The sequence below is a fragment of the Devosia sp. LjRoot3 genome (genome assembly GCF_964252865.1).
Taxonomy (GTDB): domain Bacteria; phylum Pseudomonadota; class Alphaproteobacteria; order Rhizobiales; family Devosiaceae; genus Devosia.
The window spans coordinates 1,333,868-1,346,941 of the sequence record NZ_CAXUPK020000001.1; the positions used below are offsets into that span (position 1 = coordinate 1,333,868).

Here is a 13,074-nt window from a genome sequence, read left to right on the forward strand (position 1 = left end):
GCGGTAGCTCCGCGGCTTTTCTTTTGAAGTGATCTCATGGTCGATACTCGATTTCACCGATTTTCCGGACCGATTGCTGTTGGCGCGCTGCTGACCGAACTCGGGCATGCCGACGTGGCTGCAGGACTTGCCGAAGCAGACCGTGTAGTAGGCGGCGTTTCCGAGCTTGAACTTGCCGGACCCCAGGATCTCGTACTTGCCGCTCATGTATCATATGCCGAAGACCTGCGCCGGACGGCGGCGGGTTTTGCTATTGTGCATCCGTCCCTAAAGGACAGCGTGCCACCCGGCGCCGTGGCCATCGTGGCGCCGCGAGCGCATCATCTCTTCACCGAAATTCTGGATCGTCTTTATCCGGCGAGCACCAGGGCAGCTATCGCGGGTGGCCGCGAGGACCTTGGCGCGCCGATATTCGAGCGTGACGTGACCATTGGTTCGAACGTCGTCATCGGCAATGGCGTCGAAATCGGCCGCGGCACGATCATCGGGGCCAATACGGTTATCGGCCCGGGCGTCACCATCGGGCGCAACAGCATCATCGCCGCCAATTGCACCATTGATTGCGCGCATCTGGGTAATGATGTCGTCCTGCACTCCGGTGTACGGATCGGTACAGAAGGCTTTGGCTGGCTCGACCACGGCATGGCCAACCGCAAGATCCCGCAATTGGGTCGGGTCATCATTCAGGATCGTGTCGAAATCGGTGCAAATAGCACGGTGGATCGCGGCGCCCTTGGCGACACGGTTATCGGCGACGGCACGAAGATCGATAATCAGGTGCAGATCGGACACAATTGCCGCATTGGCCGCAATTGCCTGATTGCCGCCCAGAGTGGTCTGTCCGGATCGACCATCGTGGAAGATAGTGTCCTGATGGGCGGCGGCGTCGGCACCTCGGGGCATTTGCGTATCGGCGCGGGTACGACTATTTTCGGCCGCGCAGCAGTAACTAAGGACTGGCCGGCAGGCTCCAAACTTGGTGGCGCGCCGGCGCAGGAGTTGACGGATTTCTGGCGAGAGCTCGCCACGTTGCGGAAATTGGCAAAAGGGAACAAGCGGGGATGACGGACACCGTAGGCGCGACGACTGAACTCGATGCCATGAGCATTCAGGATATCCTCCTGGCTCTGCCACATCGTTATCCCATGCTGATGATTGACCGCATCGTTGATATCAATGGCGACGAGTCAGCCGTCGGCATCAAGAACGTCACCTTCAACGAGCCGATCTTCCAGGGTCATTTCCCGAACAATCCGATCTTCCCCGGCGTGCTGATCCTCGAAGGTATGGCGCAGACGGCTGGCGCTATTGTCATCAAGTACGACGCGACGGCTGATAGCAAGAGCATCGTCATGTTGCTTGGCATTGACAGTGCCCGCTTCCGCAAGCCGGCAGGGCCCGGCGATACGATCGAGTATCACATCTCCAAGCTGCACCGTCGCCGCACGGTGGGCCGCTACAAGGCCGAAGCCAAGGTGAACGGCGCCGTTATCGCCGAGGCCGAGCTGACTGCCATGATTGTCGAGGCGACCGAGTGAGCGATATCGTTGTTCATCCGACAGCGATTGTCGCTAGCGGCGCGCAACTTGGGGCCGGCGTCAAGATCGGTCCTTACTGCATGGTGGGCGAGCACGTTGTCCTGCGCGACAATGTCGAACTGATTTCCCACGTTGTCGTTGAAGGTCATACGACCATCGGCGCCGGCACGAGGATTTTTCCTTTCGCCTCCGTCGGTCACCAGCCACAGGACCTGAAGTTCCACGGCGAAGCATCGCGCGTCGAAATCGGCGAACGCTGCACCATTCGCGAGTCGGTGACCATCAATCCGGGCACCGAAGGCGGCGGTATGCTGACCAAGATCGGCAATGACTGCCTGCTGATGGCTTGCAGCCATGTCGCGCATGACGCACATGTCGGCAACAATGTCGTCCTCGCGAACTATGTTGGCGTCGCCGGACATACGGTCATCGGCGATTATGTCCGCTTCGGCGGCATGTGCGCCGTGCACCAGTTTGTGCGCATCGGCGCCCATGCCTTTATCGGCGCCCATAGCATGATCGACAACGACGTCATTCCCTATGGCATGGCCATCGGCAATCGTGCCCGCCTTGCAGGTCTCAATCTGGTAGGGCTCAAGCGCTCCGGATTCGACCGCGAAGCCATCCACACGCTGCGTGCTGCTTATCGCATGATCTTTTCAAGCGAAGGCACGTTGCGCGAGCGCGTCGACGACGCGGCGGTGATGTTCAAGGACGCGAGCCTCGTACAGGACGTGGTAACGTTCATCGCAACCGCAAAAGACCGCCCGCTCTGCCTGCCGCGTGCAGGCTCGGAAGAGGAATAAGTGTCGCCCGAGCTGCGGCTTTTTGTTCTCGCCGGCGAGCCTTCGGGCGATCGGATCGGCGCCGACTTGGTGAACCGACTGCGCGAACAGGTGGCGGTCGACGTTAGCGGTGTCGGCGGGGATGCTCTCGCAGCGGTCGGCATCAAATCGCTCTTCGACATGAACGAGCTGTCGGTCATGGGCTGGGCGGATGTGCTTCCGCGGCTCCCCAGGCTTCTCTGGCGCGCTCGGCAAGTCGCGAAGGCCATTGTCCGTACGCGGCCCGACGTGGTTGTGCTGGTCGATGCGCAGGTCTTCTCCTCGATCGTCGCCAAGCAGGTCTACAAGGCCGCTCCCGATATCCCCGTTCTGCTTTGCGTGGCGCCGGCCGTCTGGGCCTGGAAGCCGGAGCGGGCGCAACACCTGAAGCCGCATTTCCGCGAAGTGATGGCGGTCTTGCCTTTCGAACCCGCTTTCATGCGCAGCGTCGACGGGCCGGAAACGCATTATGTCGGCCATCCCGCCGCCAGCGCCCTTGCGTTCCGCTCGGCTGTTCCTGAGCGCGGACCGATGCTGCTTCTGCCTGGTAGCCGCGATGGTGAATTGCGGCGCCACTTGCCGATGATGCGGGCCGTCGTCGAAAACCTCGCGTCTCATCCCCGGATCAGCGGTTTCGTTCTGCCCACGCCGCGCCGGCTTGAAGCTACGGTGAAAGGGCGGGTGGCCGATTGGCCCGCCAAAGTCGACGTCATCACCGGCGAAGAGCGCAAAGCTGCGGCCATGGCAAGCGCCGTGGTTGCTGTCGCCGCCACCGGAACCGTGACGCTCGAACTGGCCCTGGCCGGGGTGCCCATGGTGACCACCTATGTCGCCGACAAGGGCCAGGCGAGGCTTTGGGTGAGATTCAAGGTCAAGTATGCCTCGCTGCCCAATATCTTGCTGGATAGGCCATTGGTACCCGAGATCCTGCAGCTGGAACCGGATGCCGACGCGCTGGTTTCAGCAGTGCGCAGCCATTTGGATGATGGTGAAGGCCCTGCCCAGTTCGAAGGGTTCAAGACGATCCGGAAGATGATGGAAGACGGCACGGAAGAAGACCCGCGTGTCAATCCGGCAGAGCGCGTGCTGCACCACTGGCGCGACGCTCCCTGAGCCATCTGGCCAGCATAGTTCGAGAGCCCAAAACAAATGACCCCGCCGAAGCGGGGTCATTTTTATTTTGGCGTCGAGATCAGCGGGTGCCGATCTCGGAATAGTCGCGCGCCACCGAGCCGTTGTAGAGCTGGCGCGGGCGGCCGATCTTCTTTTGCGGGTCGCCGATCATTTCCTTCCACTGGCTGATCCAGCCAACGGTGCGGGCCACGGCAAAGAGCACGGTGAACATCGAGGTCGGGAAGCCGATCGCGTCGAGGATGACGCCCGAATAGAAGTCGACGTTCGGATAGAGCTTGCGGTCGACGAAGTACGGGTCCGACAGCGCGATACGTTCGAGTTCCTTGGCCACCTGCAGCGTCGGGTTGTTTTCGACGCCGAGCAGATCGAGCACGCGGTTTGCAGTTTCCTGCATGACCTTGGCGCGCGGATCATAGTTCTTGTAGACGCGGTGACCAAAGCCCATCAGGCGGAACGGATCGTTCTTGTCCTTGGCGCGGGCGATATATTCCGGAATGCGATCAACCGTACCGATTTCGCGCAGCATGTTGAGCGCGGCTTCGTTGGCGCCGCCATGGGCAGGGCCCCAGAGGCAGGCAACGCCGGCAGCGATACAGGCGAAGGGGTTGGCATCGGACGAGCCGGAGAGGCGAACCGTCGAGGTCGATGCGTTCTGCTCGTGGTCGGCGTGCAGGGTGAAGATCAGGTCCATCGCACGCGCGATTTCCGGGTTCACCTTGTATTCTTCCGCCGGCACCGAGAAGCACATGTGGAGGAAGTTCGAGGCGTAATCGAGATCGTTGCGCGGATACACGAAGGGCTGACCGACCGAGTACTTGTAGGCCATTGCCGCGAGCGTCGGGATCTTGGCGATCATGCGGATCGAGGCGATCTCGCGCTGCTGCGGATCGTTGATGTCGGTCGAGTCGTGGTAGAACGCCGCCATGGCACCGACGACACCAGTCATCACGGCCATCGGGTGCGCATCGCGACGGAAGCCGCGGTAGAAGTAGTGCATCTGCTCGTGCACCATGGTGTGGCGCGTCACGAGCTCTTCGAATTCCTTGAACTGCGCCTTGGTCGGCAGGTTGCCGTAGAGCAGCAGGTAGCAGACTTCGAGATAGTTCGACTTTTCGGCGAGCTGTTCGATCGGGTAGCCCCGATAAAGGAGTTCGCCCTTGTCACCATCGATATAAGTGATGGCACTGTCGCAGGCCGCCGTCGAGGTAAAGCCCGGATCGTAGGTGAACAGCCCCGTCTTGGCGTAGAGCGAGCGGATGTCGACGACATCCGGACCCACGGTTCCGCTCAGGATTGGAAATTCGACGGTCTGGTCTCCGACGATGAGTTTGGCGACTTTTTCGGTCATTGAGCTCTCCTCGTTTTGCCCACGCTCCGAGGGAAGGGAGGTGAAGCGGGGCAGCACCTCCAGCGGTGCCGATTGATGACCGCAGAGGTATCAGTTTTTGCCCCGCACAAGCAACCGATAGGTAAGCAGACGTTACCCTCTGCGGCCCCGTTTCTTAAGCGATTTGGTCACTTAAACGTGCCATCGATTCTTCGCGGCCGATGAGCACCATGACCTCGAAGATTCCCGGCGAAACCGTACGTCCCGTAAGGGCTGCGCGCAGCGGCTGTGCCAGCTTTCCGAGCTTGAGACCCTTGGCTTCGGCCAGTTCGCGCATGGCGCCATCGATGGCCGGCACTGACCAATCGGCAAGGCCCCCTAACGTTTCGGCAATACCGGCGAGAACCACCTTGGCTTCCGGCGTCAGCAGTGCCGCCGCAGCTGCATCAGGCGTGATCGGGCGCAGGGCATAGATGAACTGTGCGAGGTCGATCAGCTCCAGCACCGTCTTGGCGCGCGGCTGCAACTCGGGCAGGGCGGCAAGGACCGTGTTGTGGTTCGCCATCAGCCCCTTGGCGTCCTCGTCGCGGCCCACTTCCTTGGCCGTGTCGATCATGACGTTGTAGAGATAGGTCGGGTCGGCCTCGCGGATATAGTGGCCGTTGATGTTCTCGAGCTTGACGAAGTCGAAGCGCGCCGCGCCCTTGTTGAGGGCTTCGAGGCTGAACCACTCCACCATCTGCTCGGTCGAGAAGATTTCCTCGTCGCCATGGCTCCAGCCGAGGCGAGCGAGATAGTTGCGCAGCGCGGCTGGGAGGTAACCCATCTGGCGATAGGCTTCGACGCCAAGGGCGCCATGACGCTTGGAGAGCTTCGCGCCATCCGGGCCGTGGATCAGCGGGATATGCGCCATCTCCGGCACGGTCCAACCCATGGCGTTGTAGATGATGATCTGGCGGGCGGCATTGGTCAGGTGGTCGTCGCCACGGATGATGTGGGTGACACCCATGTCATGATCGTCGACCACCACCGCATGCATATAGGTCGGCGTGCCGTCCGAGCGCAGGATGATGAAGTCGTCGAGGTTCTCGGTCTTGAACACGACCTTGCCCTGCACGTGATCATTGACCACGATTTCTCCAGTCAGCGGCGCCTTGATGCGGATCACCGGGGAAATGCCTTCCGGCGCCTCCTTCGGGTCGCGATCGCGCCAGAAGCCATTGTAGCGCGGCGGCTTGCCGGCAGCGCGAGCCTCTTCGCGCATCTGGTCCAGCTCTTCGGGTGAGCAGTAGCAATAGTAGGCGTGGCCCATCTTCACGAGCTCATGCGCGACCTCGGCATGACGCGAGGCGCGTGCGAACTGGCTGATCGGATCGCCCTCCCAATCAAGGCCCAGCCACTTGAGCCCGTCGATCAGCGCGACGACGGCAGCTTCGGTTGAACGTTCGCGATCGGTGTCCTCAATGCGCAGCAGCATCTTGCCGCCCTTGTTCTGGGCATAGGCCCAGCTGAACAGGGCCGTACGGGCGCCGCCGATATGCAGGTACCCGGTAGGGGAAGGAGCAAAGCGAGTAACAACCTGGGACATGATAACCGGAACGAATTGAGGGAATTTCGGGCCGTGTGTAGCATAGGCGGGCTTGAGCGCAAGGGCAGGGGCGCACGGTGCAGGGGCAGGGGACCGGCAGAGGGCAGATTGTGCTGGGGGCATCGGGCATTGCACGCCCGCGCCTCTGGCATGCGGCCGGCTGGCTCACGCTTGTCTGGCAGTCCCTCTATGAGGCCGTTGTCGATGCTGCAGAGCAACGGCGCCTCTTCGTGCTTCTGCCCTTCAGCCTGATTTTCGGGCTTGCCGTCTATGCACTGCTACCCGCTGAGCCCGAGGCCTTCCATTTCATCATTGGTTCGCTCTGCGTTACCGGATGTCTGGTGCTGGCAACACTGTCGCACTCGCTCGCTGGTTTGCGTGTGGCAACTCAATTGTGCGCGGCCTGGCTCGGCTTCTGTCTTCTCGCCCTGCATGGACTGGCCTTCGGTACCGCCATGCTATCGGTGCCTGCCTACGGCACCTATGAGGCACGAGTTGACGAGGTTCTGTCGGCCGATGCAAGCGGTATCCGCGCCGTCGTCTCCTCGATGCGTCCAATCGAAGACGCGCGCGAACTGCCGATCAGACGCGCTCGCATCCTTCTGCCGACGGAGCCAAGAGTCGAGGTCGGCGACCTGATTGAAACGCGGATCCGGCTGGCCTCCGTGCCGGGCCCGATCTTGCCCGGGGCCTTCGATGGGCAGTTCCACGCCTACTTTTCCGGCATTGGCGCCTACGGCAACGCAATCGGCACGGTTGAAATTGTCGCCCAGGGCGACGACGGCGACATCGCACGTCGAGTGCAGGCGCTGCGCAACCATATTGGCGAGCGGATCGATCTCGCGCTGGAGGGCTCCAGCGCAGCGATTGGCCGCGCCATCATGATGGGCGACCAGAGTGCCATCAGCGATGAAACGCGCGATGTCATGGCCGCCTCGGGCCTCGCCCATGTCTATTCGATCTCCGGGCTCCACCTGTCCATCGTCGCTGGCGGCATCTTCTGGCTCTTGCGTCTGGCGCTGGCGAGCTTGCCTATGGCCCTGACCTGGCCCAACAAGCAGATAGCGGCGATTGCTGGCCTGTCCGCCGCCTTCGGCTATCTGCTTCTCGCGGGAGGCATGGACAATGTTCCGGCTTTCCGCTCCACCCTTATGCTCGCCCTGATCTTTGGCGCCGTCCTCGCAGGACGCCGCGCCCTGACCATGCGCAACGTCGCTATTGCCGCCCTGGTGATCATCCTCATCGACCCCGCCAGCGTCTTCCGCGCCAGCTTTCAGCTCTCCTTCGCCGCCGTGGTCGCGCTCATCGGCATCTACGAACTGCCGCGCCTATCCCCTCCGGGAACCGGCGGAAGTGTCGAGCGCCTGTTACGCTTCATTTCGGCAACAGCGTGGACCAGTTTTGTGGCCGGTGCTGCGACACTGCTCTTCTCCGCCTACCATTTTCAGCAGACAGCGCCGCTTGGAGTACTCGGCAACGTGCTGGCGCTCCCCTTCGTCGGCCTCATCATGTGGTTCGGCGTGCTCGCCATCCTTGCCATGCCTTTCGGCCTGGACGGTCCCCTTCTCAAGCTGATGGGCTGGAACATCGACCGCATGGTGGACGTGGCGGGACTGGTTGCGGGCTGGAGCGCAAACCTGACCGGTAACCCCATCTTGGCGGGGTGGACGCTGCTGGCAGGTCTCGGGGCTTTTGCCTGGTTCGCCTTCATCGACGGGCGCTGGCGCCTGTTGGTCCCGGTCATAGTGCTACCTATCGTTCTGCTATTCGGCTTCTCGCCTCGGCCCGACGTGCTAATCGCTGATACGACCCAGGCCGTCGCGGTCCGCGATGGAACGGGCATGGGCCTTGTCACCGGACGCACGGGAAGCTTCGCCGTCGATGTCTGGAGCCAACACTACCAGACCGAGATTGCTCCGACCCATTCAGGCACCCATTGCGACAGCGTTGGATGCATCGTGAAGACAGAGAGATTCAGCATCGCAGTGATCCGAAACGCGGCTGCCTTTGCCGAAGATTGTGTGGGACAAGATCTGGTCGTTGCCCGAATTTTGGCGCCCAAAGGCTGCGGCGCATCCGGTCAGATCATCACGGCAAATGACCTCGCGAATGGTGGTGTCCAGTGGCTGCGTTGGGATGAAACGGCCGGACGGTTCGAAATCCGCCCGGCCATCGAAACGCTCAGCCGGCCTTGGCGAGTTTTGCCACGGTGACACCGGCGGCCGGCACCTCAGTGCCGCCAATCACATAGCCGCTCTCGTCGGCGGCCGGGCTCAGAGTGGCGCCACTGGCCGAATAGTTCACGTAAATGCGGAAGCCGCCGCGGCTGCGGGCGCGAACGCCGGCCGGCAGGCTGAGGATCGGCAGGTCGGCCTCGGCAATCAGATAGTCGGCGATCCGCTGCATCAGGGCCCGATCGCCGCTGGCGGTGAGGTAGAACAGCTTGCCCTGCGAGATCAGCACCGGCACGCCTTCATTGTCCTCCATCACCACTTCGCCGCGGGTTTCGACCTTTTCGCGCCACAGGCGCGTCGAGCCACCGCCCTTCACGGTGACCGAAACGTGTGCGGGAATGCTGTCTACCCGCATCACGCGGGCATCGAGAAGGTTAGGCGACAGGTCCGGACCAAGGCGGGCAGGAATGGAGAAGTTTTTTGTCTTCGAGCCCGAGCGTGGGCCGATCAGCAGATGACCTTCAAAGGCGGCCACGGCCTCGCGCAATTCCTCCGTCCAGGCAAAGAGCGCCGGGATTGCCACGATGTCGTAGCCGGCGAAGCTCTTGGTCTTGGGCGAGAGAATGTCGATGTCGACGCCGTGCTTGCGGAAGGCGGCGTAGATGTCTCGCACATGCGCGCCGTGCTTGAAGCCCTGAGCCTGCGGTTGCACTTCCCAAGCCCATTCGCTGTCATAGTCGAAGACAAGCGCGACGCGTGCCTTGCCCACGGGACCATCGAGGCCGGTGAGCTTGAGTTCCTCGGCGACCTGGCTTGCTTCGCCATAAGCTGGCGCGGGCTCGCTGTCCGGGCGCAACAGGCCGGCATGCATCTGCTCCTGCGCGAAGGGTGCCTGCCGCCAGCGGAAGTAGGAAACGACTTCGGCGCCATGCGCAAAGGCTTCCCACGCCCAGAGGCGGGCCATGCCGGGCAGGGGATCAGGATTGAACTTTGCCCAATTCACCGGGCCGGGCTGCTGTTCCATGACCCACCAGCGGCCATGGCCGACCGTGCGGTAGAGATCGTGATGGAAGGCCGCATTGTCCGGGTCGCCCTGACGCATGTATTGGCGCTTCATGTCCTCGGTCTCGTCGCTGACCGCGAGGTGACCGATGGGGTAGGAGTCCCAGCTCGCGACATCGAGCGTTTCGGCCAGGTCGTAATGGTCGAACTCGGTGTATCGGCTCATGAAATTGTGGATGACAGGCAAGTCCGGTCGCTTGGCCTTGAGGATGTCGTACTGCACCTTGTTGAAGGCACTGACCTGATCCGAGGAATAGCGACGGAAATCGAGGTCGTGAATCGGGTTGGGTTCGCACACGAGCAGGTTCGGCAGATCGATCTGGTCGAAGCTGTTGTATTCCATCGACCAGAAGACATTGCCCCAGGCCTGGTTCAGCGCCTCGATCGACCCGTAACGGTCAGCGAGCCATTTGCGGAAGCCTTCGAGCGCTGCGGGCGAATAGGAATAGGTCGTGCCATGGCAGCCATATTCGTTGTCGGTCTGCCAGCCGCCGAGCGCGGGATGATCGCTGAGCGCATCAGCAAGAATCTGCGTGATGCGCGCCGATTCCTCGCGATAGGGCAGGTGCGAGAAATCGTAATGGCGGCGTGAGCCAAAGCCCTTGCGCTGCCCGCGGGCATCCACCGCCAGCATGTCGGGGTGCTTGTCGACCATCCAGCGCGGTGGTGTGGCGGTCGGCGTGCCGACGACGACCTTGAGGCCGTGCTTGCCAAGCACGTCCATGGCCCGGATCATCCAGTCGAGCTGTAGATCGCCCGGCGTCGGCTCCAGCCGCGACCAGGCGAATTCGCCGATGCGGACATACTTGATACCCACTTCGGCCATGCGGGCAGCGTCCTTGTCCCACCACTCTTCAGGCCAATGTTCGGGATAGTAGCAAACGCCGAGGGTGGGACTGATGGACATGGCTTAGGCTCAGAGCTTTATGGGAGTTTCGGGAAGGCCGGGCACGTCGACCTCGATGGCAAAGACGCCACCGGCCACCTTTTCGGCGGCGAGTTGTTCCGGCGTCAGTGTCTTGGCCGCGGTGGTGATGAACAGCGTCTTGAGGTCCTTGCCACCAAAGGCGGGGCAGGTGACCTGGCTGACGGGGACTTCCACGACGCGATCAATCGATCCATCGGGCGCGAAACGAACGACGCAGCTGCCGCCCCAGCGGGCGTTCCAGAGATAGCCTTCGCTATCAACCACGGCGCCATCGGGCCAGCCGCGGTGGTCCGACACGTCAGCGAACAGTTCCCATTCGCCAACCGGCAGGCCGGTTTCGGGATCGGTCGCGCATTTCAGGATCTTCTTGGTCGGCGTGTCGGTCCAATAGGCGATGCGGCCATCGGGCGAGAAGCAGGTCGCATTGGGAATGGCGACGTTCTCGATGATCTTTTTGAGCTGGCCGGCGCGGTAGTGATAGACGGAACCTTCCTTTGGTCCCTCTTCCTTGACCATGGTGCCGATCCAGAAGGCGCCGGACGGATGAACGCGGCTGTCATTGGTCCGGTTGGCCGGTACCTCGCGCTCGATGTCGTGCAGGCGATTCATGCCGCCCACGCTAAGGTCGAACTCGATCAGGCCGTTCTCGCTGGCGATTGCCAGCCGATCCCGGTCGATGATCGCGGCTGCGGCCACGGTCTCGTTGAAGAGCCAGCTTTCCTCGATTTCACCATCCGCGTTGGCAGCGAACAGCGACTGTTCGTTGATGTCGAACCAGAAGAGCTGCTGGCGTTCGCCGTGCCAGATAGGGCCTTCGCCCAGCTCGCACTTGCTGTCGATCAGGAGGCGTGCCGTATCGCTCATGCCTTGGCTCCCTTGTCATAGGCGGCGACGGCAGTGGCGGCGCGCTCGGCGACTTCGGCAACGCTCATGCCGGGCTTGTAGATGTAAGTGCCAAGGCCGAAGCCGGCGCAGCCGACGGCGAAGAATTCATCGAAGTTGTCGGGATTGGCTCCGCCCACAGCGTAGAGCGGGAGGTCAGGCGGGAGCACCGCCTTCATGGCCTTGATGCCCTTGGAGCCCAATACTTCGGCCGGGAAGAATTTCAGCCCGGTCGCGCCGGTGCGGATCGCCTTGAAGGCGTCGCTGGGCGAGAAGACGCCTGGATAGGATTTGAGGCCAAGTTTTACAGTCTCGGCGATGACGGCTTCATTCGTGTCGGGCGAGACGATGAAAGTGCCGCCAGCGGCCGCGACGGCGCGTACGCTCTCTTCGGTGAGAACCGTACCGGCGCCGATTTCCGCGCGGTCGGACAGTGCCTTGGCCGCCCGCGAAATGCTCTCGAGCGCATTGGGCGAATTCAGCGGCACTTCGATGAGGGTGATACCGGCTTCGACGAGAGCCGTGCAGACCGGCGCGGCCTCGTCATTGGTGATGCCGCGCAGGATGGCGATGATGTGGCGGTGGGACATGGCGTGTTTCCTTAGGCGGCGTAACGAGCGGCCTTGAGGCCGGCCAGTACGACAGCAGTAGCATCGACGGGGCGACCGGCAGCGCCGGCCATTTCCAGCACCTGGCCATAGAGGGCGCAGAGCACATGCGAACCGATCAGCGGAACGGGTTCGTTACCGATCTGGTGGCGATTGGCTGATATTTCGGTGCCGATGAGCAGGCCCGAGAGATAGCCGGCGCACCAGGCAGGCTGACGGTTCGAGACAAGGGCACTGGCGCGGACGCGGAACAATTGGCCGAGGAGGTCGGCCGGGTGCTCGAGACCGTCCCTGGCGCCGGCCGCGAATCCTTCGACGCGCTCAGGGGTGTCGAGGTCGCCGCCGAGCGAATGGCGCAGCACCGAATGCGTGGAAAGGATCTCGAACATTTCGCCGGTCATTGCGGTGGTGAAATGCTCGATCTTCGTGCCGTCAAGCAGTGCCCATTTCGAATGGGTGCCGGGCATGCAGACGAGGCCGGAATAGCCGGGCAGGGTGCTTGCGAGGCCCAGCAACTGGGTTTCCTCGCCGCGCATGACGTTGTCGGCTCCCTGCTTCTGGCAGACGCCGGGCAGGATCGAGACTTTCAGCTTGTCCGAACCGCTATGGGGGTGAACGGCACCCTTGAGGAGGCCGCGCAGGTCAGTCGGCGCTTCGAGATAGGGCGCTTCGAGCCAGCCCTGGCGGGCACCGGCCATGCCGCAGACGAGAACGTCGGTCGGGCCAGCGAGATCGACGCCGGAGAGGAGCTCGGCCAGCGCTGCCGGGAATTCTTCGCGGGTGAGCTTGCCCATACCCTTGGGCGAACTGCGGGACGCAAGGACGTTGCCGTCCGCATCGATCGTCCAGCCTCGGAGATTGGATGTGCCCCAATCGACGGCAATCCACGCAACAGATTCGCTCAACCCAAACTCTCCTCGACGAACGCCTAATGAATGCGGCGCGACCCTAATGGGCTTCGTCCGCTCTGAACAGGGCGTTCCGCTGCACCCGCTACCCGAGCGAGGAG

Annotated in this window: 11 protein-coding genes; 5 read left to right on the plus strand and 6 right to left on the minus strand. The window is 62.4% G+C overall.

Features of this window, described 5'->3' with window-relative positions; genetic code table 11:
- The first annotated feature begins 36 nt into the window (after positions 1 to 36).
- Genes lpxD through ACSQ2A_RS06510 form a run of 4 tightly spaced genes read left to right on the plus strand, consistent with a single transcriptional unit; the run spans position 37 to position 3,475 of the window.
- The gene (gene lpxD / locus ACSQ2A_RS06495; RefSeq protein ID WP_436071527.1) at positions 37 to 1,065 is read left to right on the plus strand and encodes a UDP-3-O-(3-hydroxymyristoyl)glucosamine N-acyltransferase; all 1,029 of its coding nucleotides are present in this window, start codon (positions 37 to 39) and stop codon (positions 1,063 to 1,065) included.
- Positions 1,062 to 1,538, plus strand: coding sequence for a 3-hydroxyacyl-ACP dehydratase FabZ (gene fabZ, locus ACSQ2A_RS06500; RefSeq protein WP_295412056.1), 477 nt, complete (start codon positions 1,062 to 1,064; stop codon positions 1,536 to 1,538). Before lpxD ends, fabZ begins: the two co-directional genes overlap by 4 nt.
- A complete protein-coding gene (gene lpxA, locus ACSQ2A_RS06505; RefSeq protein ID WP_436071528.1) occupies positions 1,535 to 2,344 on the plus strand; it encodes an acyl-ACP--UDP-N-acetylglucosamine O-acyltransferase in 810 nt (269 codons plus the stop codon). The genes fabZ and lpxA overlap by 4 nt, the downstream gene beginning before the upstream one ends.
- On the plus strand, positions 2,345 to 3,475 hold the full coding sequence (locus ACSQ2A_RS06510) for a lipid-A-disaccharide synthase (RefSeq protein WP_436071529.1): 1,131 nt from the start codon (positions 2,345 to 2,347) through the stop codon (positions 3,473 to 3,475). It begins immediately after the preceding gene.
- 79 nt (positions 3,476 to 3,554) lie between these two features.
- Here ACSQ2A_RS06510 and gltA read toward each other — a convergent pair whose 3' ends face one another.
- Both gltA and gltX read right to left on the minus strand, forming a co-directional pair.
- Entirely contained in the window at positions 3,555 to 4,844 is a 1,290-nt protein-coding gene (gene gltA / locus ACSQ2A_RS06515) for a citrate synthase (protein ID WP_295412051.1), read from the minus strand.
- Positions 4,845 to 4,998: 154 nt separating this feature from the next.
- Complete coding sequence (gene gltX / locus ACSQ2A_RS06520) at positions 4,999 to 6,411, minus strand: glutamate--tRNA ligase (RefSeq protein ID WP_436071530.1); 1,413 nt, start codon at positions 6,409 to 6,411, stop codon at positions 4,999 to 5,001.
- A gap of 110 nt (positions 6,412 to 6,521) precedes the next feature.
- On the opposite strand from gltX, the gene ACSQ2A_RS06525 reads away from it, so the two are divergent.
- On the plus strand, positions 6,522 to 8,624 hold the full coding sequence (locus ACSQ2A_RS06525; protein ID WP_436071531.1) for a ComEC/Rec2 family competence protein: 2,103 nt from the start codon (positions 6,522 to 6,524) through the stop codon (positions 8,622 to 8,624).
- Here the strand turns inward: ACSQ2A_RS06525 and ACSQ2A_RS06530 are convergent.
- From ACSQ2A_RS06530 to ACSQ2A_RS06545, 4 genes are read right to left on the minus strand one after another with little or no spacing between them, the layout of a single operon-like run.
- Positions 8,593 to 10,554: a beta-galactosidase gene (locus ACSQ2A_RS06530; protein ID WP_436071532.1), complete on the minus strand. Its 1,962-nt coding sequence runs from the start codon at positions 10,552 to 10,554 to the stop codon at positions 8,593 to 8,595. The genes ACSQ2A_RS06525 and ACSQ2A_RS06530 overlap by 32 nt on opposite strands.
- Before the next feature lie 9 nt (positions 10,555 to 10,563).
- Positions 10,564 to 11,439 carry an SMP-30/gluconolactonase/LRE family protein gene (locus tag ACSQ2A_RS06535; RefSeq protein WP_436071533.1) on the minus strand — a complete coding sequence of 292 codons (876 nt, stop codon included), beginning with the start codon at positions 11,437 to 11,439 and terminating at the stop codon, positions 10,564 to 10,566.
- Entirely contained in the window at positions 11,436 to 12,047 is a 612-nt protein-coding gene (locus ACSQ2A_RS06540; RefSeq protein ID WP_436071534.1) for a 2-dehydro-3-deoxy-6-phosphogalactonate aldolase, read from the minus strand. The genes ACSQ2A_RS06535 and ACSQ2A_RS06540 overlap by 4 nt, the downstream gene beginning before the upstream one ends.
- 11 nt (positions 12,048 to 12,058) lie before the next feature.
- Positions 12,059 to 12,970 (minus strand): 2-dehydro-3-deoxygalactonokinase, encoded by a 912-nt coding sequence (locus ACSQ2A_RS06545; RefSeq protein WP_436071535.1) that lies wholly within the window; start codon positions 12,968 to 12,970, stop codon positions 12,059 to 12,061.
- Positions 12,971 to 13,074: the final 104 nt, after the last annotated feature.